This is a genomic window from Pseudomonas sp. lyk4-R2A-10 (assembly GCF_030209075.1).
Classification (GTDB): Bacteria; Pseudomonadota; Gammaproteobacteria; order Pseudomonadales; family Pseudomonadaceae; genus Aquipseudomonas; species Aquipseudomonas glycinae.
Genome location: NZ_JARVSR010000010.1, coordinates 380,846 through 405,833, shown reverse-complemented (window position 1 = coordinate 405,833; position 24,988 = coordinate 380,846). Strand labels below are relative to the sequence as shown.

Genomic DNA, 24,988 nt, shown 5'->3' with positions numbered 1-24,988 from the left:
ATGAATCGTTCCCTGCTCCTGCTCGCCCTGCTCGGTTGCTCCAGCGTGATGGCCGACCCAAGCGCTGTGAACAACGCGAACATTCAAGACTCCGGCGTTCAGTACCGCGGCAACTTCAACGTCAACCAGGCCGCCGGCGACCAGATGCAACAGGCCAACGTCAAGGCGATCGCCATTGGCACCGAATCCCACGCGACCACCAGCGTGAAACAGAAAATCGACACTCCTGCCGACCGCTCGATCAATGCGAGCGCCAACATCGGCGGCAACTCTTTCAGTAATGGCAACGGGATCCTGGGCGTGAACCAGGGCGCCGGGGCCAACAACCAGATGGCCAACGTCACGCGCGTCAGCATCAGTGCTGCCCCGCAGGCCGTTGACGATAGCGCCCTTTCCCAACAGAACGTGGCGTTGTTACCGAGCTCAGGAGCAACTGGCACCTCACCCGGCAGTCGCCAGGTCACGACAAGTGATCAGGCCTTCACCGGCAGCCGAGGGGTAATCCAGGTGAACCAGAGTGCCGGGGTGGGGAACCGAATGGCTAACACCCTGAGCATCCGGGTCGCAGACTGACCCAAATAAAAAGCAGTGCAATTAGAAAGTACCAACACTTAACCAACTAATAAGCACGGAGAAACACCATGAAACCTACAATGGCCCTCAAACCACTGGTTTTCGCACTCGCAGCAGTGATGGCAATCGCAGCACAGGCAGGCGGTCGTGATGATGATCACGGTCATGGTAATGGGCACGGCAATGGTCATGGCAACAACCATGGTCCAAAAGGCCCTACCCTGGAACAACTTCTGCAAATTACCGCCGGCGCCGGCGCTGCAGTGCTCGATGCACAAAACAGCGATGGCAACGTGGTGAAAAACCAGGGCACTAAAAACGATGCGAAGGCTGACAACTCGCTGAACAACTCCAACGGCAACATGGGCGCCAACGTTGCAGCCGGCGACGGCAACCAACAAGACAACGCCGCCGCACTGGCCACCGCCGACGAAAGTTTCATCTTCGGTACTGCTGTTGCTGCCTCGAGTGCCACTCAAGTCAACAACAACAACTATGTGAAAAACTCGTCGACCACCAACACCGCTACACTTAACAACGCTGGCAACAACGGTTCCGGGAACATCGGCATCAACGTGACTTCCGGCAACTTCAACCAACAGAAAAACAACCTGGCAATCGCCGTATCGGGTGGTCGTGTCGCCACTGCCGCTGCTGCTGCCAACCAGTCTTCCACTGGCCTGGTCGTAGATAACAAAGGCGTGCAGACCTACAAAAAAGACACCCTCACCGGTACTTTCGCAGCTGCTGGCGTGTTCAAGGCCAAAGGTACTGCGACCATCGAAGACGATGACCACCACGGTGGTTATGGCAACCGTGGCGGCGGCCACGGCGGCAACGATGACCAAAAAGCCAAGTTCGAAGCTGTGGGCACCTTTGGCCTCGCTGGCGTCACCACTCAACAAGTGTTGACCAAAGATGGCTGGAAAAACCCTGTAACCAACACCGCAACCATGACCGGTTCGATGAACAACTTCTCCGGCAACGGCGGAGCGAACGTATCGGCAGGTGTGGGCAACCAACAAAGCAACTCGCTGTCCATCGCCGCAGGTTGCAAAGCCTGCATGTAATCGCGATCGAAACGAAAGCCCCGGAAACGGGGCTTTTCCTCAGTCCCAAAGGCGTATCGATCATGCGTAAGACTGCCCTCCTCGCTCTGCTTTGCTTCTGCGGCCTGACCCAGGCTGCCCAGATGCCCGTTGCTGCCTTGCCGGGCGGCACGCTCGTCTACAAGAACGTGCAAAGCATCCGTGAGCGCAAGTTTGCCGACATCGTCGAACAGAAAACCGACTTCAGCTGCGGCGCCGCCGCACTGGCGACGGTATTGCGCCAGGCCTATTGGCTCGACGTCGATGAAGAGCACATCATCAAAGGCATGCTGGTCAACGCTGACCAGAACCTTGTCCGTACTCAGGGTTTTTCCATGCTGGACATGAAGCGCTACATAGAAAGCATCGGCATGCGCGCCAGAGGCTACAAGATTCCCCGAGAAAAACTCGACGCAGTCACGATCCCGGTGGTGGTACTGATGGAAATTCGCGGCTACAAGCATTTCGTGGTGATGCAGCGGGCGGACAAGGATTGGGTTTACATCGGAGACCCGGTTTTAGGACACAAACGCTACTCCCATGATGACTTTGTCAAAGGTTGGAACGGCATTGTCTTTGCCATCGTCGGCCCCGGATACGACAAGACCAATGCATTACGCAGTCCTCCGACACCGCTGACGGCCAAAAACAAGCTGGATGGATTCAACCCGGTCAAAGATGCTGAATTGATGGACTTCGGGTTCATACAGAGCGACTTCTTTTAATCGCCGATTACAAGAGTGGGGCTGGATGTCCCGGGAGCAGCAGATGAAAACCTCATACTGGCTGGCCGCCGCCTGCCTGGCAGCGAGCGCGTCAGGCTATGCCAATGCAGGATTCAAACCCATCGAAATCAAGGACCAGGAGCTCGCCGAGCTACGCGGTCGCTATGTCATGCCGGGCCGGATCATCAGCTTCGGTGTCGTCATGAGCAGTACCTGGCGCAATGCCAGTGGAGATCTGATCGGGGCATCGGCCTCGATGCAATTGCAGGCCGCTTCGGTAAAACCTGAATTCTACGTCTCGACCATCAAGGAACACGGCAACGGCAGTACCCCGGAACTGGGCACTGGCGCGGTCATTGGTGGAGCGGGACTCAACTCCAGCCAGGGCGTAACGCAGAGTGTGCGCGCCGCTGGCGATGGCAACGCCGCCTACAACAACGTTGCGATCAACGTCAAAGAAGCCAGTCAGGCACCCGCACTGATGCCCGCACAGGGCCAGGCCTTGATGGCCGGCCAGACCATTACCGGCAGCAACGGCGCCGGCAGCGTCGCGGTTTCGGCCACAGGCGGCGGTGTACAAATGGCCATTCAGGCCTCCGGCAATCAGGGTACCGCCTTGCAACAGGTCGCCCAGGGCGGACTGCTGCAAAACACCCGCTTGCTCGGTAACGCAAACGTAGTCAACAACCTGACACAACTCAACGTTGTCCTGAACAATAACGGCAGAAGTGCCGGCGCACTGGACTGCAACCTGACTCAACTCGGGGCGCTACGCAATATCGGATATTGAACTACGCTGAGTCTCGATCATTGGGCTTAAAGGGACGGCTTATTCATGTATCGATCAGTATCACTGCGTGCCGCTGTATGTTTGAGTACTCTTCTACCCGCGGCGATGCTGCAAGCAGCACCCGACGCCGACGTAGAAGCCCTGAAACAGGAACTTCTGGAGCTGAAGCAACGATACGAAGTACAACAGAAAGCCCTGGCGGTGCTCGAACAACGGGTCCGCCAGGTTGAAGAACAGCCCGCCTCACCACCCCCAAAACGCCTGGCCAAATCGCCTTCGGACATGAAAGGCAACCGGGTGGCTGCAGGGACCGGGGCTGCAGCAGCGTCGGGGGGCGCCGCCGGGGGCAGCGGTGCATCCTATGGCCAGTCGCTGGCCGACGATTCGCAACCGGCACAGAGCGTGTCCAACCTGTATGACGAAGCCAGCGGCTTCTTTGGCGGCGGCAAGTTCAGCTTTGAAACCGGCGTGACCTATTCGCGCTACGACACCCGCCAACTGATCCTCAACGGTTTCCTCGCCCTGGACTCGATTTTTCTGGGCAACATCAACCTCGACCGGATCAAGGCCGATACCTGGACGCTGGACCTGACGGGCCGCTATAACTTCGACAACCGCTGGCAATTCGACCTGAACGTGCCGGTCGTGTATCGCGAATCGACCTATCAGTCCGGCGGCGGCAACGGCGGTGCATCCAACGTCACCACCGAACAGGACGTCAGCCGCGACCCGACTCTCGGCGACGTCAACTTCGGCATTGCGTATAAGTTCCTGGACGAGTCGGTCAACACTCCGGATGCCGTGGTTTCCTTGCGGGTCAAGGCGCCAACCGGCAAGGACCCGTTCGGGATCAAGCTGCGCCAGACCGATGCCAACTCGAACCTGTTCGTGCCTGACACCTTGCCTACCGGCAACGGCGTATGGTCGATCACCCCGGGCATCTCGCTGGTCAAGACGTTTGACCCTGCCGTGTTGTTCGGCAGTTTGTCCTACACCCATAACTTCGAGGAGTCGTTCGACGACATCAGTTCGACCGTCAACCAGAAAAACCCGGGCAAGGTTCGCATCGGCGACAGCTTCCAGATTGGTGCGGGCGTTGCCTTCGCACTGAACGAGAAGATGAGTATGTCGTTCTCAGTGTCTGACCTGGTACAACGCAAGAGCAAGCTGAAACAGGATGGCGGGGATTGGGAATCGGTGGTGTCCAGCGACGCCAACGCCGGTTACTTCAACGTCGGCATGACCATCGCGGCCACCGACAACCTGACCATTGTGCCCAACCTGTCCATCGGCATGACGGACGATGCCCCGGACTTCTCCTTCAGCCTGAAATTCCCGTATTACTTCTAAACCGCAACAGCATGAAAAGGCCCGCTGCGACTTGCATCGCAGCGGGCCTTTTCAGCTTCCTGGACTCAGAAAGCGCCGCGCCCTAGCGGATCTGGTGCTTGTGCAGCAAACGATAGAAAGTCGGTCGGGAAACCCCCAGCACTTTGGCGGCAACGCTGAGATTGTCGCTGTGCCGGTTCAACACATCGCACAACGCCTGGCGTTCGGCGCGGGTCTTGTAGTCTTCCAGGGTGCCCATCGGTGCCGCGATCGACTGCTGGCTGATCAGCCCCAGGTCACGCGCTTCGATTTGCCGCCCTTCGGCCAGCACCAGGCCTCGACGCACCCGGTTGGCCAGTTCGCGGACATTGCCCGGCCAGTCGTGTTTGCCCATGGCGATCAGCGCGTCTTCACTGAAGCTGCGCGGACGACGGCCGGTTTCATGGCTGTAGAAATGGGAAAAGTGGTTGGCCAGCATCGACAGATCGCCGTGGCGCTCGCGTAACGGCGCGGTTACCACCTGCAGGACGTTAAGACGGTAGTACAAGTCCTCGCGGAAGCGCTTTTTCGCGATCGCGGCCTCAAGATCGACGTGAGTCGCCGCCAATACCCGCACATCCACCGGAATCGGTTGACTGCCGCCGACCCGTTCAATGTGTTTTTCTTGGAGAAAACGCAACAGATTGGCTTGCAGCTCCAACGGCAGATCACCGATTTCATCGAGAAACAAAGTGCCGCCATTGGCTGCTTCGATACGCCCGACCTTGCGTTGATGAGCGCCGGTGAAAGCCCCCTTCTCGTGGCCGAACAATTCGGACTGGATCAAGTGCTCGGGAATCGCCCCGCAGTTGATCGCCACAAACGGTTTGCTGTGGCGTTGCGACTGCCGGTGCAGGGTGCGGGCGACCAGTTCCTTGCCGGTACCGCTTTCGCCGCGGATCAAAACCGGCGACTCGGTGGGCGCCAGTTTACTCAGCAACTTGCGCAGCTCGCGGATCGGTTTGCTGTCGCCCAGCAGTTCATGTTCCGGCTGATCGACGTGAATTGTGCCCTGACCGCGCAACCGCGCCATGCCGAACGCCCTTCCGAGGGTGACCTGCACCCGCGACACGTCGAACGGCAAGGTATGGAAATCGAAAAACCACTCGCAAACGAAATCGCCGACGTTCTGCAAGCGCAGCACTTCCTGATTCAGCACCGCGATCCACTCGGTGCCACTGCGGCTGATCAGCTCTTTGACGGCTTCGGGACGTTCCAGGTGAAAAGGCTGTAATCGCAACAGGCCGACATCGCAGCTTCGGTCGGCGGCATTTTCCAGGCTGCAACTGTCGACGTCCCAACCCACGGCACGTAAACCCGGCAACAATCGGTGACAGTCGTCGCACGGGTCGACGACCAATAAACGTCTTAATGCAGGCGCTTCGCTCATGACTGTTCCTTGGCGCCAAATTTTAGGAAATGATCGTAAAAACAGTCATTTGGCAAACCTGACTGTTACATTAGCAAGAATTTGACGGCGTCTTGTATCGATTGCTTATAGGCGTGCAAGTGAAGCAGTTATAAGAACGCGCTTTATTAGTTAGCTATCGACTTGATTCTTTCGCCAGGCTTTCAAAATCTGTCTGAATATTGAAGGTATGAAAGAAAGTCGAAATTTCTTCAGATTCTGTGTGACCTGTCAGCGGGTTGCGTGCATCAGTACAAGTAACTCGCCGAACGGTAAGCCCAACCGACGGCACATCACTTGATTGGGCACTATAGAGAGAAGACCCCATGACCGCCCCGCTCCGTATCAACGAAGCTCTTTTGATTGCCAACCGCGCATTTGAACCTTTTCAATGCGTCGCCTGGGCCCCACAAGACGGCAATGGCGAACTGAGCCTGACCGTTATCGACCGCACCAACTCCCACATCGGTCGCACCCAGATCCCAAGCAGCGCCTACTCCGATCCGGCGCAACTTGAACACCTGTTGCAACAAGCCCGCGCCGAACTGAGCGAAGAAGGCTACGCGTTGCAATCCTGGTCGATGCCACACTGATATTTGCGGGTAATGCGGATGACGCTCAAGTCATCCGCCCTCTTCTGTTAGTTGCGAATCTTTTTCCAACTTCAGTCTTTTTGTACAACTTTCCTCAATACTTTCGCGCCTGAATGCTTGGCAGGCTTGCGACTGGTTCAAAAAGACACTGTTCTGGCACAGTGCGACCCTCCACCTGTTAGTTATGTCAGTTGTACTTGCGCGTATTCAGGGATTGAATGTTCCGCTCATGCAGTTACCCGTTTCGCCTCCCGGAAATCGGTCGACTAGCAAGGAGAAGCATGCATGTCATCCCAGATCGCCATAGCGCTGCCGACGCTTGCGAATAACGCCGGACAACTCGACAAGACCTTTTCGAGTAACGGTGTTGCGCAGGTCTATTTCGCCGGCAGTACGTCCAGCCTGATCCAGAGCGTGGCGCTCGACGCGCAGGGCAGGATCTTGGTCGCCGCCAAGGTGGGCACTGCTCAAGGCAGTTGTTTCGGTCTGGCCCGTCTGCTTGAGGACGGCTCGGCGGATCTGGGGTTCGGCTTTCAAGGCAGCGTGATAGGCCGGTTCGCTGCCGGTTTCGAAGCCACCGGCGGCAAGGTTCAAGTCTTGCCCGACGGGCGGATTCTGCTGGCGGGCCTGCACTACGAATCAGAACATCGCACCCTGCCCGCCCTGGCGATGTTCGATGCTCAGGGCCGACCTGACCGGGATTTCGGTGACAACGGTCGACAGATTGTCCGTCTGCCCGGCGACCTGTCCATGGGCACTCGCGATGCCTGGCTCCCGCCAGGCGTTCCGGGCGCCGAAGCCTGCGATTTCGCGGTGCAGCCGGACAGGCATATCCTGCTGATCGCCAACCATCACTTCGAACTGGCCGACCACGTCGGCATGCTGATCCGCCTCAAACCCGATGGCAGCCTCGACCCGTCCTTCAACGGTCGCGGGTTCGTCATGGTCCGTCACTTGCTGCTCAATACCTGGCTCGGTGGCTTGCTGTTGCAAGACGATGGACGCATCGTAGTGGCCGGTTCCATCGACTTCCCTCAGGAAGGCCTGCTCGCCCGCTACCTGCCGGACGGGCGGCTCGATGAACGCTTTGCGGTGGACGGTTTCATGGCCTTCAAGGCCCAGGGGCACAGCACCCTGGTCAACCAGGTCATCGAATCAGCGGAGCATTTGCATTGTTTTGGCAGCAGCCGCGATCCGATTCGATGCATGGCGCTGTCTGTCCATGGCAACGGCCGCCCAGACCTGCACTGCAACGGTGGTCAGCCGCATCTTCTGGAAATCGGCCCCAGCGGCTGCCAGTGGAGCGCAGCGCAGGTGATGCCGGACGGTCGCACCCTCGCGGTCGGCGCGACCATCGGCGGGGTTGAAGCCGACTTCATCGTCGCCCGCTATCTGGCCAACGGCAGCCTTGATCGAAGCTTCGGTTCCGGTAATGGCTGGTTACGCACACGGCTGGGGCGCAGCCTCGATACCGCCACTTCGCTGGCGATCCAGCCGGGGGGCGAGATTCTGGTGGGCGGTTATTCGCTGGATGGCAACTACCGCGCAGTAGTCGCGCGTTATCTGAATCATTGATGCGAACCTTCCTACACTTGATCTTGCCCATGGCTTACGGCAACTTGCGCGCTTCTTAATACAAGGAGCAACCGATGTCCGGTTCGATGGCCCAAGCGTTCGCGCACAATTTTCTCGGGCATTCGCCCCGCTGGTACAAGGCGTGCATCGTCGGGTTCCTGATCCTCAACGCACTGGTGCTGTGGAGCGTCGGCCCGGTCGCCGCTGGCTGGTTGCTGGTGATCGAGTTCATTTTCACCCTGGCCATGGCGCTCAAGTGCTACCCGCTGATGCCCGGCGGCTTGCTGCTGATCGAAGCGCTGCTGCTGAAAATGACCACGCCCCAGGCGCTGTACGAAGAGTTGCAGCACAATTTCCCGGTGATTCTGCTGCTGATGTTCATGGTCGCTGGCATCTATTTCATGAAAGACCTGTTGCTGTTCCTGTTCTCGCGCCTGTTGCTGGGCGTGCGTTCGAAGGCGCTGCTGGCCCTGATGTTCTGCTTTCTGTCGGCATTTCTTTCGGCGTTTCTCGACGCACTGACCGTCACCGCAGTGATCATCAGCGCCGCCGTCGGCTTCTATTCGGTTTACCACCGGGTGGCTTCCGGCAACGATCCGCGCCAGGACAGCGAATTCAGCGATGACCGGCATCTGCCCCAGCTGCATCACGAGGATCTGGAACAGTTTCGCGCCTTCCTGCGCAGTCTGTTGATGCACGGCGCCGTCGGTACTGCACTGGGTGGCGTCTGCACCTTGGTTGGCGAACCGCAGAACCTGTTGATCGGCCACGAGATGGGTTGGCACTTCGCCGAGTTTTTCCTGAAGGTCGCACCGGTTTCCCTGCCGGTTCTGCTCGCGGGACTGGTGACCTGCCTGCTGCTGGAGAAATTGCGCTGGTTCGGTTACGGCACGCTGCTGCCGGACAACGTACGTGCCGTGCTGGCCAACTACGCCGCCGAAGACAACGCCGAGCGCACCCCGCGTCAACGCGCCGCCCTGCTGGTGCAAGGCTGCGCTGCGCTGATCCTGATCGCCGGGCTGGCGTTCCATATCGCGGAAGTCGGCTTGATCGGACTGATGGTGATTGTGTTGATCACTGCGTTCACCGGGATCACCGACGAGCACCGACTGGGCAGCGCATTCAAGGACGCGATGCCGTTCACCGCGTTGTTGGTGGTGTTCTTCGCCGTGGTCGCGGTGATTCACGACCAGCAACTGTTTGCACCACTGATCCAGTGGGTCCTGGCACTGCCGGCCGACCAGCAACCGGGGATGCTGTTCATCGCTAACGGCCTGCTGTCGGCGATCAGTGACAACGTGTTCGTTGCCACGATCTATATCACTGAAGTAAAACAGGCTTTCCTGTCCGGACACATGAGCCGCGAGCACTTCGAGACGCTGGCGATTGCGATCAACACCGGCACCAATCTGCCGAGCGTGGCGACGCCCAATGGTCAGGCGGCGTTTCTGTTTCTGCTGACGTCGGCGATTGCGCCGCTGGTACGGTTGTCCTACGGGCGGATGGTGTGGATGGCGTTGCCTTACACCATCGTGATGGGATTGCTCGGCTGGTATGCCGTGAGCTACTGGCTGTAAAAACGACAACGGGAGCCCTGGGGCTCCCGTTTTTTATGCATGAATCAGCGCGGCAAAATGTATTTCTCGATGGCCTGCGCCACCCCGTCCTCAGTGTTCGGCCCGGTGACTACATCGGCCTGACGCTTCACCGCGTCCTCGGCCTGTCCCATGGCAATCGCCAAACCGGCGACATGAAACATCGCCGGATCATTGCCACCATCGCCAATCGCCGCCGTCCGCGCCAGCGGCACGCCCAGATGTTCAGCCAGCGTCACCAGCGCCGAGCCCTTGTTGGCCTCCAGCGCCGTCACGTCCAGATACACCGGTTGCGAGCGCGACACCTGCGCCATGCCCTCGACCTTCGGCAGCAACCGCGCCTCCAACTCGATCAGCAGATCAGTGTTATTGCTGGTCGCGACGATCTTGTCGATACGCTCCAGATAAGGCTCGAAGCTCTCCACCACCACCGGCGGATAACCGAGCCCATGCTGCTCGCGCGGCACCATCGGCCCGTACGGATCCTTGAGCAGCCAGTCGCCACCGCTGAACACCCAGATTTCGACCTCCGGCTGATCGGCGAACAGTGCCAGTGCGGTCAACGCTGCCGTGGCCGGCAGGTAATGCGCGACCAGAATGCTGCCATCCGGATTGACGATCGTGCCGCCATTGAACGCAGCGGTCGGCAGATCGACGCCCAAGGCTTCGATTTGTTGCAGCATCGCTTTGGGCGGCCGTCCCGTGGCGAGACTGAACAACACGCCCGCTTCGCGCAGCGAACGAACCGCGTCGATAGTGCGCTGACTCAGGCTGTGATCGGGCAACAACAGCGTGCCGTCCATGTCGCTCAACAGAAAACGGATCGGCTCACTCATCCGAGACCATGCCAGACGCGACCATCGCGAGTCAGCAGATCATCGGCGGCTTTCGGCCCGTCTTCGCCAGCGGCATAACTCTGCACGCTCGCGTCCTGTTGCCAGGCGTCGAGGAACGGCTGCACCGCGCGCCAGCCGTTCTCGATGTTGTCAGCGCGCTGAAACAGCGTCTGGTCACCGGTCAGGCAGTCGTAGATCAGGGTTTCGTAGCCAGTGGACGGCTGCATTTCGAAGAAGTCCTTGTAGGCGAAGCCCAGCTCGATGTTGGCCATGTTCAGCGCCGGCCCCGGCCGCTTGGCCAGCAGGTCGAACCACATGCCTTCATTGGGCTGGATCTGGATCCGCAGGTAGGTCGGCTGCAATTCGTCGACCTCGGTATCCCGGAATTGCGCATACGGCGCCGGTTTGAAGCAGATGACGATCTCGGTGTCGCGCACGCTCATGCGCTTGCCGGTGCGCAGGTAGAACGGCACGCCGACCCAGCGCCAGTTGTCGATCATCACTTTCAGCGCCACGTAGGTTTCCGTGGTGCTGTCGGGCGAGACATTGTTTTCATCGCGATAACCGGACACCGGTTTGCCAGCGACTTCCCCGGCGCTGTATTGGCCGCGTACCGAGTTTTCCCGTGCTTCTTCGAGGGTCCAGGGGCGGATCGCGCCGACCACCTTGGCCTTCTCGCCCCGCACCGCATCGGCGCCGAACGCGGCCGGCGGCTCCATCGCCACCATGGCCAGCAACTGAAACAGGTGATTGGGCACCATGTCCCGCAGGGCGCCGGTGTGTTCGTAAAAACTGCCACGGGTTTCGACGCCGACGGTTTCGGCAGCGGTGATCTGCACGTGGTCGATGTAGTGGTTGTTCCAGAACGCTTCGAACAGGCTGTTGGAGAACCGGCTGACCAGAATGTTCTGCACGGTTTCCTTGCCCAGATAGTGATCGATCCGGTAGATCTGCTTTTCCGACATGACCTTGAGCAGGCAGGCGTTCAACGCCTCGGCGGTTTGCAGGTCGGAGCCGAACGGTTTTTCGATCACCACCCTTCTGAAGGCTTCCGCGGTTTCTTCGAGCAATCCGGCGCTGCCGAGACGGCGCACCACTTCGCTGAAGAAACGCGGCGCGGTGGACAGGTAGAACACCGCATTGCCAGTGCCGCTGTCGGCGATTTTCGCCGCCAGCGCAGAATACGTGCTGTCGTCCAGGAAATCGCCCTGGACGTAGCTGATACCTTTGGCGAGCTTGGCCCACAAGGCCGGATCAAGCATCTGATCGCCCTTGCCGACCTTGGCTGCCACTTCGGTACGGATGAAGTCTTCGAGCTTCTGCGCGAAGGCTTCATCGGTAATGGCGTTGTGGTCAACGCCGACGATCCGCAGGCCATCATCCAACAGGCCGTCGCGACTCAGGTTGTACAGCGCCGGCATGAGCAGGCGCTTGACCAGATCTCCGTGGGCGCCGAACAGAAACAGCGTGGTCGGTGGCGCGGGTTCTGCCTTGGATTTCCTGCGGATCGTATGGGTCATTTCTTCGGAGTCTCCACATGGCCACCGAAGCCGAAGCGCTGGGCCGAAAGAATCTTGTCGCCGAAAGTGCCCTGGCCGCGCGAGCGGTAGCGCGAAAACAGCGAGTTGGACAGCACCGGTACCGGCACCTTTTGTTCCATGGCCGCTTCAATGGTCCATTGACCTTCGCCGCTGTCGGCCACGGAGCCGGAGAAACCGTCGAGTTTCGGGTCGACCGCCAGGGCATCGGCGGTCAGGTCGAGCAGCCAGGACGACACCACGCTGCCACGACGCCAGACTTCGGCGATGTCGGCCACGTTCAGGTCGAAACGCTGATCCTCCGGCAGAAGCTCGCTGGACTTGGTCTTGAGAATATCGAAGCCTTCGGCGAAAGCCGCCATCATCCCGTACTCGATCCCGTTGTGGATCATCTTCACGAAGTGACCGGCACCGGCGGGACCGGCGTGGATGTAGCCGTGCTCGGCACGGTGGTCATCGGACTTGCGGTCCCTGGTGCGCGGGATATCGCCCATGCCCGGCGCCAGCGCGGCGAACAGCGGGTCCAGACGCTTAACGGTCTCGGCATCGCCGCCGATCATCATGCAGTAGCCGCGCTCCAGGCCCCAGACGCCGCCGGAGGTGCCGACATCGATGTAGTGCAGGCCCTTCTCGGCCAGGGTCTTGGCCCGACGGATGTCGTCCTTGTAGTTGGTGTTGCCGCCATCGATGATCGTGTCGCCCGCCTCGAGCAGCGTGCTCAGGGTTTCGATGGTGTCTTCAGTCGGTGCGCCGGCCGGCAGCATGACCCACACCGCACGCGGTTTGGCCAGGCCTGCGACCAGTGCAGGCAGGTCGGCGACGCCGGTAGAGCCCTCGGCGGCCAGGGTATCGACAAAGGCGGTATTGCGGTCGTAAACAACGGTGGTGTGACCGTTGAGCATCAGACGTCGCGCAATATTGCCGCCCATGCGGCCCAGTCCAATAATCCCGAGTTGCATGTGCTGATGCTCCTTACTACAAATAAAAGTGTGTCAAAGGTATAGCCCAACGCGACTAATGGAGGTTAGTCCAGAGCGTCGGGTTGAAGTTTCCGTGCATTGTGCCCGATCCAGACTGATAACGTCTGGAAACGTGCCGAAGACACAACGACCATGAAAAATAAAAAAGTTCCATTCACGAGCAAAAGAAATCAAAATCGGCGCCGATAGCAGGTCAAGGCCCGAAACCGGGGCTGATTTGCAGTTGAGACACGCCATTTGCGAGGTGAGCAATGGGCACAGTACACACAGCAATGCCGCCACAAACCCTCTACGTCACCATCCGTCGCGATGAATTGCGGCAGTTGAAAGATGAACGCGATCAGCTCAAGCAGGAACTCGCGCAATTGCGCCTGCTGACCCAGGGCGCCGAGCCACAGCCTCTGCCGCGCGTACAGCGCTCGCCCCACGCCTGATCTCCCCCCGCTTCGGGAGCGGTCTTCGCCGTTCCCGACATGCTGCACCTCTGGCCTTTATCGGCAACTAACAAAGTTTTCACATTCGCTTGTTGATACTCCGGCGCATTCTGGCCGTGCCTGTGTGCACGGCTTCCGTTCGCCGGGCTCATGCGCCGTTGCATGAGGCGCCCGGCGGTGGGTGTGACGACTGAGCTGGAGTGCTGAATGGCGGTGTTCAAACGCAGCAAAACGACTGCGACAGGTTTCGACTGGGCCGGTTTCATCTGGCTGTTCGTGTTCTTCTGGTACTTCTCCGGTATCACCCAACTACTGATCCAGTTGACAGGCACCTCAGGGTTTACCGGGTTCCGCCAGGCTTTCGTGATGAGCGCCGTGTGGCTCGCGCCGATGCTGCTGTTACCCAAACGCACCCGACTGCTCGCCGCGCTGATCGGCGTGGTGCTGTGGGCCTGCTCGATGGCCAGCCTGGGTTACTTCTTCATCTACCAGCAGGAATTTTCCCAGAGCGTGATTTTCATCATGTTCGAGTCGAACGTGTCCGAAGCCGGCGAGTACATGACCCAGTACTTTGCCTGGTGGATGGTCCCGGCGTTCCTCGCGCACACCGCATTCGCGTATTTCCTGTGGACCCGCCTGCGTCCGGTCTACCTGCCCCGTGGCCGGGCATTTGTTGCCGCCATGGCGATTCTGGTGGCCGTGATCGGTTATCCGCTGGTCAAGCAGACCATGCGTACCGGCAGCTTCGCCCAAGGCTTCGAGAAATTCGAAACCCGCATCGAGCCGGCCGTACCGTGGCAGATGGCCGTGGCTTATCACCGCTATCAGGAAACCCTGGCCGACATGCAGGGCATGCTGCACAGCGCGAGCAAGATCCCACCGCTGAAAAACCTCAAGGACTCGGGCGCCAACCAGCCGGCGACTCTGGTGCTGGTCATCGGCGAATCCACCAACCGCCAGCGCATGAGCCTCTACGGTTACCCGCGTAAAACCACGCCGGAACTGGACAAGCTCAAGGATCAGCTGGCGGTCTTCGACAACGTCATCACCCCGCGCCCGTACACCATCGAAGCGCTGCAGCAGGTGCTGACCTTCGCCGACGAAGAGAACCCGGACCTGTACCTGTCCACGCCGTCGCTGGTCAGCATGATGAAACAGGCCGGCTACAAGACGTTCTGGATCACCAACCAGCAGACCATGACCAAGCGCAACACCATGCTCACGACGTTCTCCGAACAGGCCGACGAGCAGGTGTACCTGAACAATAACCGCAACCAGAACGCCGCGCAGTACGACGGCGACGTGATCGAGCCGTTCAACAAGGCGCTGGCCGATGCGGCGCCGCGCAAGTTGATCGTCGTGCATCTGCTCGGTACACACATGAGCTACCAGTACCGTTATCCGCCGAGCTTCGACAAGTTCCAGGATCGCAACGGCGTTCCGGCCGGTGTGCGTGACGATCAGGTGCCGACCTACAACAGCTACGACAACGCGGTGCTGTACAACGATTTCGTGGTCTCGAGCCTGATCAAGGACTACGCCAAATCCGATCCGAACGGCTTCTTGTTGTACCTCTCCGACCACGGTGAAGACGTGTTCGACTCGGTGGGCCACGGCACTCTGGGTCGCAACGAAAACAAGCCGACAGCGCCGATGTACACCATTCCGTTCATGGCCTGGGCCTCGCCAAAATGGCGTGAAACCCATGACTGGAGCTTCGCCGGGGATCTGAGCCGCCCTTACAGCAGCTCGCACCTGATCCACACCTGGGCGGATCTGGCCGGTTTGAGTTTCGATGAACTGGATCGCAGCAAGAGCCTGGTCAGCGACAGCTTCAAGCCGCGTCCGCTGTTGATCGGCAATCCTTACGAACGCGAACAGCGGGCCCTGATCGACTTCAGCCTGATGAAGCCGAAAAAACCCGCCGCCACAGAAGTGGTGCTGCAGCAGTAACGAGAAGGGCCGGAAACGGCCCTTTTTTTCGTCTGACTGAAACACCTTCAAATAATAATATTTCTCGTTTGGTACTAAATCGCCCTCTTCACCTTCGTCTTTGAACAAACGGAATTTTTCCCTCAAAGACAAGGAGTCGGCTGCGATGTTCGCGCCCATCACCCGTTCCATGACCCTCACCCTGGGCGTGTGCAGCGTTGCATTGAGCCCGGATCTGCTGGCTGAAACCGACACAGAAAAACAGTTACCCCCCGCTACACCGGCGCTGGAACTGGCCTCCACGAACATCACCGCCCAAGGCCTGGGCAGCACCACTGAAAACACCCACGCCTACACCACCGGTGCCATGAGCACGGCAACGCGGTTGAACCTGTCGTTCAAGGAAACCCCGCAGTCAGTGTCTGTGGTCACTCGTCAGCAGATGGATGATTTCAAGCTCGGTACATTGACCCAGGCCATGAGCCAGACCACCGGCGTCGTGGTGCAGCATTACGACTCGGATCGGGTCAACTATTCATCCCGTGGCTACTCGATCAACAACTTTCAGATTGACGGGATGCTCAACACTTTCAGCCGAATGAAGTCCGATTCCGACACGATCATCTACGACCGGATCGAAGTGGTTCGGGGCGCCACCGGCCTGACCACCGGCGCAGGTGATCCTTCTGCCACCATCAACATGGTGCGCAAACGCCCCACCGCGCAGTTGCAGGCGCTGGCCGGCGTCAGCGGCGGCAGTTATGACGATTACTACAGTTACGTGGACGTGGGTGGTCCGCTTGCCTTCGATGGCCGTTTGCGCGGCCGCAGCGTGCTGGCCTATCGCGACAGCCAGTCGATTCGCGACCACTACGCGCTGCAACGGGAAGTCGGGTACGGCATCCTCGAGGCCGATCTGACAGAGTCGACCGTGCTGGCTGTCGGCTACGACTACCAGGACAAGCAAGTACAAGGCAGCTCCTGGGGCACTGTGCCGTACTGGAACGCCGACGGTGGCAAGGCGCGCCTCGGCCGCTCGACCAACATGGCGACGTCGTGGAGCTCTTGGCCGATCAAGGACAAGACAGCATTCGCCACCCTCGATCAGGCGCTGGCGGGCGGCTGGCACCTGAAAGCGGCCTACACCCATCGCCAGAGCGATACCGACGGCAAGGTCTACTACGGCGGAACCGGTTTCCCCGCGGACGACCGCAGCGGGATGGCAGCCTACATGTCGCATATGATCGGCACGCAGAAGATGAAGACTTACGACTTCAACGTGTCGGGCCCCTATGCGCTGTTCGGTCGCGAACACGAAATGATGTTCGGATATGGCGAAGCCGAGCGCAGCGAGCGCTCCCCTTATACGATCGACGGCCCGGTGCCGCCGGGTTACGGACGGATCCGCGACTGGAAATACATGGGCGATATCGCCAGATTCCCCGACACCGTCACAGGCTTGACCGGCTCCACCTCCAGCACCCGCCAGAAAGCCGGTTACCTGGCCACACGCCTGAGTTTCACCGACGACTTGCACGCGGTACTCGGCAGCCGTTACGGCAGCTGGAAAGCGTCAAAAGCCGACAATACGTTTGACGACAAGCTGCAAGTGAGCGCTGTCGACGCGAGCCGCCAGCAACACAACGACATGTGGACGCCGTACGCGGGACTGCTCTACGACCTGACGCCCGAGTACACCGTGTACGCCAGCTACACCGACATTTTCAACCCTCAGGATTACCGCGATGCCAATCGCAAATTCCTTGAGCCGGTCGTCGGCAGCAACTATGAAATAGGCCTCAAGGGCAGCCTGCTCGACGAGCGCCTGAACCTGGCCACGGCCGTGTTCTGGAGCAAACAGGACAATGTCGCCGAAGTTGATGATTCGGTATTACCGGATCCGGTCACCGGTGAGGAGTTCTACAAGTCGGGCGGCAAAGGCAACAAGGTCAACGGTTTCGAAGCCGAGGTTTCGGGTGAAATCCTGGATGGCTGGAACATGACCGCCGGCTACACCTACACCCACTCGGCCAACGGCGAGAAACAACGCAGCAACACCAACCAGCCATTGAACATGTTGCGCCTCTCCACGGCCTATCGCCTGCCCGGCAACTGGAATGCCCTGACCGTGGGCGGCGCCGTGAACTGGCAGAGCGACGTCTATGGCAATTCCAATCGCCCGGTCGGGCGCGGTGCCAATGGGCGGGTCATCACCGAACGGACCCGGATCAGTCAGGGCGCTTACTCCGTGGTCAAGCTGATGTCGCGCTACGAGTTCGACAAACACCTGTCGGCGTCCCTCAACGTCGACAACCTGTTCGACAAGAAGTATTACGACAACGTCGGCTTCTACAACGGCGTGTTCTGGGGCGATCCTCGAACCGTGACGCTGGGCCTCGACTGGAAACTCTGACGCCCTTCCCTTGCGATCTGCACGCGTCATTCACGCGTGCAGCGCTTGTCCGATACGCCGTGGAAACACCCGGTAAAACCTAAACTGAACGAGCGTTAACCTCTTGTTAATGCCCTCGACGGACACTGCGCCCCGAGGACCAGATTCATGGACGAACGGCTCCGACATTTTTCGTAGGAGGCACCATGAAAACCACGACTGCAATCCTTGCCGGTCTACTCACATTGGCATCCGCCAGCGCATTCGCCGAAGGCGGCGCCGAGCGCATGAGACATTACTGGGCCAATTTCCCGGTTCATTCCGCACAGAGCCAACAGGCTGAAGCGAAGACCCACGAACTCAAGGTTCCGGACGACCAGACCGCTCAGGTCACCGAGTCCTATCGCCCTTGAGCGAACGCTTTACCGATGGACCTGCGATGGCACCGCTCTGGCCCCGCAGATGACAGTTGGGCGCCCTGTTCGGGCGCCTTTTTTTATGCCTGCAGCTCCTTGATCCAGAACAGCATGCGCCCGTGACTCGGGTCGAACATGCCCGGCGCGAAGCCGAATTTGGCATAGGAATTTTGCGCCACGGCGTTGCCCTCAAGCACTTCCAGAGTGATCTTGCAGCAACCACGCTGACGGGCAATGTCCTCGACCTTGCGCAGCATTTTCTGACTCAGCCCCAGACCGCGAAACTTCGTCACCACTGACACGTCATGCACGTTGACCAGAGGTTTGCAGGCAAACGTGGAAAACCCTTCAAAACAGTTCACCAGCCCCGCCGGCTCGCCACCGACAAACGCCAGGACGCTGAACGCGTGGGGCCGCTTGGCCAGTTCGGCGGGCAATTGCTGCAACAGTTCGGGGGCAATGGGATGGCCGCCACCCATCGGGTCTTCGGCGTAATGATTGAGCACCACACCGATGGCCTCGGCATGCACCGGGTTGGTGTAACTGGCTTGAAGCACAAGAATTTCTGCGGAATCCATTTCCTTCCTCGATCGCACGGGGCCCCGGCGCGTTTGATACGCACTGATAGGCTCGGCGACCTTAGCGCGAGGCAGGCCCCGGCGACAACCCGGCGTTTTCAGTGCCCCCAGACAAGCTCTTCGGTCCAGCCCAGTTCGGCGAAATCCTCGGCTCGCAGACCGGACTCGCCGACACAGAAAAACTCGTCCAGTTGAGGTGGCTTCACCGAGGTGCCGCTGAGCATGGCGTGGACCTGGCCACGATGGTGAATCTGATGTTCGAACAGGTGCGAGATCATCCGCAGACGACTGTCGTGCTGTGGCGTGTCGCGGGCGATGGTGACAATGCGCCCCAGATCGGCATCGCGCAGTTGCTCGCAGTAGGCGATCAGTCGACGGTCGACATGGGCCTGCTCACGGCGCAAGGCCTGCACCTCGGTGAAGGGCTCGTCAGCGTTGAAGAACACATAGCAATCGGGATGCGGTTCGTCACCGCGCAACTCACGTTCCAGCGCGTCGACGTAGAACCAGTCGCAGGTGAGGATGTGATTGAGGGTCAGGCGGATGCTCGGGAAGAAACTGACCCGTGGCGCCGCCAGCTCCGCGTCATCAAGCTGGCTCCAGGCCTTGGCCAGTCGATGGTTGGCCCAGGCATTCTGATAGGCCATGGTCAGCAAATGGTGGGACAGTGGCTGAGTCATGTCGCGCCCTCCGTGTTTCAGCTCTCGGCAAAGCGTTGCAGCTGCATCTCCTGCAAGCGGCTGAGGGTCCGGCGGAACGGGAATTCCAGATAGCCCTCGGTGTACAGCGCGTCCATCGGCACTTCGGCCTCGATGTACAGCGGCACTTTCCGGTCGTAGCACTCGTCGACCAGTGCGATGAAGCGGCGCACGCCGTCGTCGTGCACGGACAGTTGCGGCAGTTCGCGATCGCCGGCCACCACCCGCTCCGCGCCGTCCTCGGTGCCACGGGCAATCCGCCCTTCGCGTTTTTTCGCACTGAGGTTCGGCACCTCGCTCAACAGGATAGCCCGGTAGGTGTCGCACAGCGCGATGAAATCCATGGCGGCGAAGGGTTGCTCGCACAGGTCGGCGTAACGGCACCACAGCACCGAATCGCTGGCCTGCACCACGCTCAAGGCGCGGTAACCCACCGGCACCGGTTCGGCACTGACGGTTTGCCCGGCGGCCAACGCGTCGAACACCTGGCTCAACGCGCTACCCTGCTCCGGCAGAGCGACCCAGTAACGCTGCTCGATGGCGCCGGGATGCAAGCGATGATCTTCCGCGCCATTCACCGCGACCACTTGCATGTGCTGTTTGATCGCGGTGATCGCCGGCAGGAAGCGGTCGCGGTTGAAGCCGTCGGCATACAGCTGATCCGGCGGCAGATTGGAGGTGCAGACCACCACCACGCCTGCGTCGAACATCACCTGAAACAGGCGCCCGAGAATGATCGCGTCACCGATGTCATTGACGAACAGCTCATCGAAACACAGCACCCGCACCTCGGCCGCCAGCTCACGGGCCAGCGCCCGCAATGGATCGGCGATCCCGGTCAACTGAAAGGAGCGCTGATGCACCCAGCCCATGAAGTGATGAAAGTGCTGCCGCCGCGCCGGCACCCGCAGGCTTTGGTGGAATTGATCCATCAGCCAGGTCTTGCCGCGCCCGACCGGGCCCCACAGGTAAACGCCGGTGACCGAACGGGCACCGGCGTGCAGGGCTTCATGGCATTTTTGCAAGGCCCAGACCGCGTGTTCCTGGGCTTCATCCTGGATGAAGCCCTTGTGGTCGACGGCGTATTGCCAGGCGCTCAAAGGGGAGTCGAAAGTCATGCGCGGCAGTATGCCACGATGGCTACAGGGAAATATCCAGCCGAGCGATTTTGCCCTGTTCGTTGAGCCGGAACGTGTAGCGCAACTCCAGCGGGCTGCCGGGGAACGTTCCGGAGATCAGCCCTTGCACCAGCACCTTGCCGGTGCGCTGCTGGACGCCCAGCACTTCGACCCGCGGCTGATAGCGCTGGGCGGTGTCTTGCATCCAGTTGGCGATGGCCTGCGGGCCGACCTGATGATGGCCTTCATCGAACACGTGGGCATCCTCGGCAAAAAAACTGCCGACCCGGGACGTATCGCGAGCATTGGCGGCGTTGATGTATTCAACGATGGCCGGGGCGAGGATCGAGGTGGGGTGGAACATGATTACAGCTCCTTTTTTCGGGTTCTGTCGCCATCCTAGAACAGCCCTGCGTCAATTCCTGTCAGGAGTGAAACGGCCGTTTTCGTCCAGTTGCATCAGCCGCTGCCAGGTGCGCAACAGGTCGCTGCGCCGCCCCGGATAGCGCTCGCCCCCGAGACTGGCGGCGGCAATCCGGTCGGTGCGAAAGGTGCGATAGGCGCCGCGCAACTCGCACCACGCGACGATGATCCGCACCTCGTTGAGAAAGCCCAGCGCCAGCGGCCAGATCAAGCGCTGGCTCTGCACCTGCTGCGCATCGGCGTAATCGATGTGCAGCTTGGCCTGATCGCGGATCGCATGGCGGAACACATTCAACGGCACCGCGTTTTGCGGAAAGCCGTAGCCCGGCGGCCCGGGCATGACGGTTGGATTGCGCAGCGCCTCCTGGGCCTGGGGGTCCAGCACGGCAGCGATTTTCGCCAGCGCGTCGGCGGCGGCTTTGCTCAGCACCTCGTCGCCACGCTGATCAACATAACGCAGGCCCAGCACGATGGCTTCGGTCTCGTCGGCGTTGAGCATCAGCGGCGGCAGAAACAGGCCGCTGCGCAGCACATACCCGATGCCCGCCTCGCCATGGATCGGCGCACCGAGTGCGGTCAGTTCGGCGATGTCGCGATAGAGGGTGCGCTCGGAAATTTCCAGCTCGGAGGCCAGCGTCGCGGCGGTCACCGGGCGCTTCTTGCCACGCAGCACTTGCAGCAGGGTCAACAGGCGAGTGGTTCGCGACACGGTGTGAGGCTCCGGAGAAAAATTTGCCGGAGCTTAGCAGAGCCTGGTGTCAGAAATTGTCAGGAGCTTCCACCAGGCTCGGAGGGGATCACGCGTCGACTTTGTGCCGGGCCGCGTACAGGCAAAGCATCTCCATGGCCAGCGTCGCCGCCGCCAGCGACGTCACGTCCGCATGGTCGTAGGCCGGGGCCACTTCCACTACGTCCATGCCCACCAGGTTGATCCCGCGCAAGCCGCCAAGGATCTCCAGCGCCTGCACCGTGCTCAACCCGCCGCACACCGGGGTCCCGGTGCCCGGTGCGAAAGCCGGATCGAGGCAATCGATGTCGAACGTCAGGTACACCGGGTTATCCCCGACCCGCGCACGAATCGCCTCGATGATCGCCTCGCATCCACACCGATGCACCTGCCGCGCGTCCAGCACCTGAAAGCCCTGATGATCGTCATTGGTGGTGCGCAAGCCGATCTGCACCGAACGCGCCGGATCCACCAGCCCTTCCCGCGCCGCGTGCCAGAACATGGTGCCGTGATCGACCCGCTTGCCACCCTCGTCCGGCCAGGTATCGCTGTGCGCATCGAAGTGGATCAGCGACAGCGTGCCGTGCTTGCGCGCATGGGCCTTGAGCAGCGGATAGCTGATGAAGTGATCGCCGCCGAAGGTGAGCATGGCGCTGCCGGAGCTGAGAATATGCTCGGCGTGGGCCTCGATGCTGTCCGGGATGGTGTGCGGCGAGCCGTAATCGAAGTCGCAATCGCCGTAGTCGATCACCGCCAGATGATCGAACGGGTCGAACGCCCATGGCCAGTGCCGTTCCCAGGCAATCCCGGTGGACGCCGCACGAATCCCGCGCGGTCCGAAACGCGCGCCGGGACGGTTGCTGGTGGCGGTGTCGAACGGCACACCGCTGACCGCCACGTCCACGCCGCGCAGGTCGCGGCTGTAGCGCCGGCGCATGAAACTGGTTATCCCGGCGTAGGTACTTTCGGCAGCGGTGCCGTAGAGGCTGTTACGGGTCAGGGCCTGATCGTTTTGCGTTGGCACGTCCATCGGTGTGCTCCTGTTGTTAGGGAAGGCTATTGGCGGCTACGGAAAGTGGTCCACAGGCGTGTGCGCTGGCGCATGTCCTTGAGGCTCATGCTGCGGTCGGCGTACAGACGCTCGCGCACCTCGGGTTTCGGGTAGATGTCCGGGTCGTTGCGCACTGCTTCGTCCACCAGCGGCGTGGCGGCCTGGTTGGCGGTGGCGAAGAACAGCGTATTGGTCAACGCCGCCACGGATTCGGGGCGCAACATGAACTCGATGAAGGCGCGTGCGGCTTCCGGATGCGGCGCGTCTTTGGGGATGGCGAGGTTGTCCTGCCATACCAGCGTGCCTTCCTTGGGAATCCGGTAAGCCACTTCAAACGGCTTGTTGGCCTTGCGTGCCTGATCGGCGGCCATGCTCGCATCGCCGTTGTAGGTCAGCGCCAGGCACACGCTGCCGTTGGCCAGATCATTGATCTGCCGGCCCGTGGCGACGTAGAGCACCGAGGGCTGCAACTGCTGCAACAACGCTTCGGCGGCGGCCAGATCGTTCTTGTCGGTGCTGTAGGGATCTTTACCGAGATAGTGCAGCGCCAGGCCAATCACTTCCTGCGGCGAATCGAGAATCGCGATCCCGCAATCCTTGAGTTTGCTGGCGTATTCGGGCTTGAACAGCAGATCGAGACTGTTGAGCGGCACGTCCGGCAGCCGCTGTTTGACTGCCTCGACGTTCATGCCCAGGCCGAGGGTGCCCCAGGTGTACGGCACGCCGTAGCGGTTGCCGGGATCGACCGCCGCCAGTTTTTCCAGCAGATCGGGATCGAGATTGGCGTAACCCTTGAGCCCGTCGTGGGAAATTTCCTTGAGCGCTCCTGCGGCCAGGCCACGGGCCAGCACGCTGGACGAAGGCACCACTACGTCGTAACCGCTGCCGCCGGTGAGCAGCTTGGTTTCCAGCACCTCGGACGTATCGAAGGTGTCGTAGCGCACGTGAATGCCGGTTTCCTTTTCGAAGCGCTGCAGGGTTTCAGGCGCCACGTAATCGGCCCAGCTGTAGAGGTTGAGGGTTTTCTCTTCGGCCTGGGCGGCGATGGAGACGGTAAGTAATAAAGCGGGCAAACACAGCTTGAAGACGGGAGCCATGACGAACACCTGACCGAAGGAAGTGGTGGCAGGATGCGCCGTCGGATACATTCGAGAAATATCAAGTTTGTTAACCTGACTTTATTCAGGAGTAATGTGATGCTCGGTCAAATTCACGATGTGGATCTTCAGCTCCTGCGGCTGTTTCTCGGCGTGGTTGAATCCAATGGCTTCAGCGCGGCGCAGGGTGAACTGGGCCTGAGCCAGTCGAGCATCAGCCAGCAAATGGCCAAGCTTGAAACCCGCCTTGGCTACCGGGTGTGCAACCGGGGCAAGGGCGGTTTCAGCCTGACGCCCAAGGGCGAGCAACTGTTGATTGCCGCACGGGCGCTGTTCGATTCGATCGAAACCTTCCGCCATCAATCCAACGGCGTCGCCGGACGTTTGATCGGTGAAGTGCGGCTGGGTCTGTCCGAAGCGGTCGATCAGTCGGTGCTGCAACGGGTCGCCGATGCGATCCGGCGGTTTCGCGAGCGGGACGAATCGGTGCGCATCGAGTTGATCAGCGCCATGCCCGGCGAAATGGAGCGTCTGTTGCTGCAACAGCGGCTGGACCTGGCCATCGGTTACTTCTCCCAGGTGCAGAGCGCGTTCGACTACCGCGAGCTATTCAGCGAAACCCAACATCTTTATTGCGCGCCCGGCCATCCGCTGTTTACCGACGAGGAGCCCGATGATGCGGCGTTGCAGGCCTGCGACCGGGTCGATCACCCCTATCGGTTCCTGCGCAGTGACGAGCCGTTTCAGGGCAAGGTCTGTTCGGCACGCTCGGAACAGGTCGAAGGCACCCTCGCCTTCATTCTGTCAGGCAAACACGTCGGTTATCTGCCCAACCATTACGCCCGCCAATGGCAGGACAAGGGCCTGTTGCGGCCGGTGCGCGAAGGCGAGTTGAGCTTTGAAGTGGCGTTCCATCTGGCCCGCCATCGGGCGCAGGTGCCCGGCGATGCACAGAAGGCTTTTGAAGAAGATCTGCTGTCAGCCTTTGGTCGAACCTGACCTTTTGGGCAGTTTTAATGCGTTGCCCTCGCCCCTCGCTTACGGCATCCTGCG

General features: G+C 60.3%; 24 protein-coding genes. 13 read left to right on the top strand and 11 right to left on the bottom strand.

Features of this window, described 5'->3' with window-relative positions:
* The 5 genes from fapB (at position 1) to fapF (ending at position 4,526) form a co-directional block, all read left to right on the top strand.
* On the top strand, positions 1-573 hold the full coding sequence (fapB, locus tag QRN46_RS15350) for a fibril amyloid subunit FapB (RefSeq protein ID WP_285355649.1): 573 nt from the start codon (positions 1-3) through the stop codon (positions 571-573).
* A gap of 68 nt (positions 574-641) precedes the next feature.
* Complete coding sequence (fapC, locus tag QRN46_RS15345; protein ID WP_285355647.1) at positions 642-1,643, top strand: amyloid-like fimbrin subunit FapC; 1,002 nt, start codon at positions 642-644, stop codon at positions 1,641-1,643.
* Positions 1,644-1,705: 62 nt separating this feature from the next.
* Positions 1,706-2,386 carry a fibril amyloid maturation endopeptidase FapD gene (gene fapD, locus QRN46_RS15340; protein ID WP_285355645.1) on the top strand — a complete coding sequence of 227 codons (681 nt, stop codon included), beginning with the start codon at positions 1,706-1,708 and terminating at the stop codon, positions 2,384-2,386.
* Positions 2,387-2,429: 43 nt separating this feature from the next.
* On the top strand, positions 2,430-3,176 hold the full coding sequence (gene fapE / locus QRN46_RS15335) for a fibril amyloid subunit FapE (protein WP_285355643.1): 747 nt from the start codon (positions 2,430-2,432) through the stop codon (positions 3,174-3,176).
* A 45-nt stretch (positions 3,177-3,221) separates the two neighbouring features.
* Positions 3,222-4,526, top strand: a complete 1,305-nt coding sequence (gene fapF / locus QRN46_RS15330; RefSeq protein WP_011334008.1) for a fibril amyloid transporter FapF — start codon at positions 3,222-3,224, stop codon at positions 4,524-4,526.
* A gap of 82 nt (positions 4,527-4,608) precedes the next feature.
* On the opposite strand, the gene QRN46_RS15325 is transcribed toward fapF, so the two are convergent.
* On the bottom strand, positions 4,609-5,934 hold the full coding sequence (locus tag QRN46_RS15325; RefSeq protein ID WP_201818350.1) for a sigma-54 dependent transcriptional regulator: 1,326 nt from the start codon (positions 5,932-5,934) through the stop codon (positions 4,609-4,611).
* 344 nt (positions 5,935-6,278) lie between these two features.
* On the opposite strand from QRN46_RS15325, the gene QRN46_RS15320 reads away from it, so the two are divergent.
* The 3 genes from QRN46_RS15320 (at position 6,279) to nhaB (ending at position 9,697) form a co-directional block, all read left to right on the top strand.
* Positions 6,279-6,545, top strand: a complete 267-nt coding sequence (locus QRN46_RS15320) for a hypothetical protein (protein WP_011334006.1) — start codon at positions 6,279-6,281, stop codon at positions 6,543-6,545.
* 285 nt (positions 6,546-6,830) lie between these two features.
* On the top strand, positions 6,831-8,120 hold the full coding sequence (locus QRN46_RS15315; protein ID WP_285355639.1) for an NHL repeat-containing protein: 1,290 nt from the start codon (positions 6,831-6,833) through the stop codon (positions 8,118-8,120).
* A 74-nt stretch (positions 8,121-8,194) separates the two neighbouring features.
* Positions 8,195-9,697, top strand: a complete 1,503-nt coding sequence (gene nhaB, locus QRN46_RS15310; RefSeq protein WP_285355637.1) for a sodium/proton antiporter NhaB — start codon at positions 8,195-8,197, stop codon at positions 9,695-9,697.
* Positions 9,698-9,741: 44 nt separating this feature from the next.
* Here nhaB and QRN46_RS15305 read toward each other — a convergent pair whose 3' ends face one another.
* From QRN46_RS15305 to gnd, 3 genes are read right to left on the bottom strand one after another with little or no spacing between them, the layout of a single operon-like run.
* Positions 9,742-10,551, bottom strand: a complete 810-nt coding sequence (locus QRN46_RS15305; protein ID WP_285355636.1) for an HAD family hydrolase — start codon at positions 10,549-10,551, stop codon at positions 9,742-9,744.
* Positions 10,548-12,071, bottom strand: coding sequence for a glucose-6-phosphate dehydrogenase (zwf, locus tag QRN46_RS15300; protein ID WP_285355635.1), 1,524 nt, complete (start codon positions 12,069-12,071; stop codon positions 10,548-10,550). The genes QRN46_RS15305 and zwf overlap by 4 nt, the downstream gene beginning before the upstream one ends.
* A complete protein-coding gene (gene gnd, locus QRN46_RS15295) occupies positions 12,068-13,048 on the bottom strand; it encodes a phosphogluconate dehydrogenase (NAD(+)-dependent, decarboxylating) (RefSeq protein WP_064596363.1) in 981 nt (326 codons plus the stop codon). The genes zwf and gnd overlap by 4 nt, the downstream gene beginning before the upstream one ends.
* Positions 13,049-13,320: 272 nt before the next feature.
* Between gnd and QRN46_RS15290 the strand changes: the two genes are divergently transcribed.
* From QRN46_RS15290 to QRN46_RS15275, 4 genes are all read left to right on the top strand, one after another.
* Positions 13,321-13,503 (top strand): DUF6026 family protein, encoded by a 183-nt coding sequence (locus QRN46_RS15290; RefSeq protein ID WP_007957508.1) that lies wholly within the window; start codon positions 13,321-13,323, stop codon positions 13,501-13,503.
* A 207-nt stretch (positions 13,504-13,710) separates the two neighbouring features.
* Positions 13,711-15,456 carry a phosphoethanolamine transferase CptA gene (locus QRN46_RS15285; RefSeq protein WP_285355633.1) on the top strand — a complete coding sequence of 582 codons (1,746 nt, stop codon included), beginning with the start codon at positions 13,711-13,713 and terminating at the stop codon, positions 15,454-15,456.
* A 145-nt stretch (positions 15,457-15,601) separates the two neighbouring features.
* Positions 15,602-17,848, top strand: coding sequence for a TonB-dependent siderophore receptor (locus QRN46_RS15280; protein ID WP_285355631.1), 2,247 nt, complete (start codon positions 15,602-15,604; stop codon positions 17,846-17,848).
* 185 nt (positions 17,849-18,033) lie between these two features.
* The gene (locus QRN46_RS15275) at positions 18,034-18,240 is read left to right on the top strand and encodes a hypothetical protein (protein WP_201818332.1); all 207 of its coding nucleotides are present in this window, start codon (positions 18,034-18,036) and stop codon (positions 18,238-18,240) included.
* A gap of 83 nt (positions 18,241-18,323) precedes the next feature.
* Here the strand turns inward: QRN46_RS15275 and QRN46_RS15270 are convergent, their stop codons facing one another.
* The 7 genes from QRN46_RS15270 to QRN46_RS15240 form a co-directional block, all read right to left on the bottom strand.
* Entirely contained in the window at positions 18,324-18,821 is a 498-nt protein-coding gene (locus QRN46_RS15270; protein WP_197868189.1) for a GNAT family N-acetyltransferase, read from the bottom strand.
* Positions 18,822-18,919: 98 nt separating this feature from the next.
* Positions 18,920-19,501 (bottom strand): DinB family protein, encoded by a 582-nt coding sequence (locus tag QRN46_RS15265; protein WP_201818330.1) that lies wholly within the window; start codon positions 19,499-19,501, stop codon positions 18,920-18,922.
* Positions 19,502-19,518: 17 nt separating this feature from the next.
* Positions 19,519-20,637, bottom strand: coding sequence for a cell division protein ZapE (zapE, locus tag QRN46_RS15260; protein WP_285355627.1), 1,119 nt, complete (start codon positions 20,635-20,637; stop codon positions 19,519-19,521).
* 22 nt (positions 20,638-20,659) lie between these two features.
* Entirely contained in the window at positions 20,660-21,001 is a 342-nt protein-coding gene (locus QRN46_RS15255) for a nuclear transport factor 2 family protein (RefSeq protein WP_007957516.1), read from the bottom strand.
* Positions 21,002-21,052: 51 nt separating this feature from the next.
* Positions 21,053-21,769, bottom strand: coding sequence for a helix-turn-helix transcriptional regulator (locus QRN46_RS15250; RefSeq protein ID WP_285355625.1), 717 nt, complete (start codon positions 21,767-21,769; stop codon positions 21,053-21,055).
* A gap of 88 nt (positions 21,770-21,857) precedes the next feature.
* Entirely contained in the window at positions 21,858-22,817 is a 960-nt protein-coding gene (speB, locus tag QRN46_RS15245) for an agmatinase (protein WP_285355624.1), read from the bottom strand.
* A gap of 26 nt (positions 22,818-22,843) precedes the next feature.
* On the bottom strand, positions 22,844-23,935 hold the full coding sequence (locus QRN46_RS15240) for a polyamine ABC transporter substrate-binding protein (protein ID WP_285355622.1): 1,092 nt from the start codon (positions 23,933-23,935) through the stop codon (positions 22,844-22,846).
* A gap of 99 nt (positions 23,936-24,034) precedes the next feature.
* Here QRN46_RS15240 and QRN46_RS15235 point away from each other — a divergent pair, with 99 nt between their 5' ends.
* Entirely contained in the window at positions 24,035-24,934 is a 900-nt protein-coding gene (locus QRN46_RS15235; RefSeq protein WP_221614713.1) for a LysR family transcriptional regulator, read from the top strand.
* Positions 24,935-24,988 lie beyond the last annotated feature (54 nt).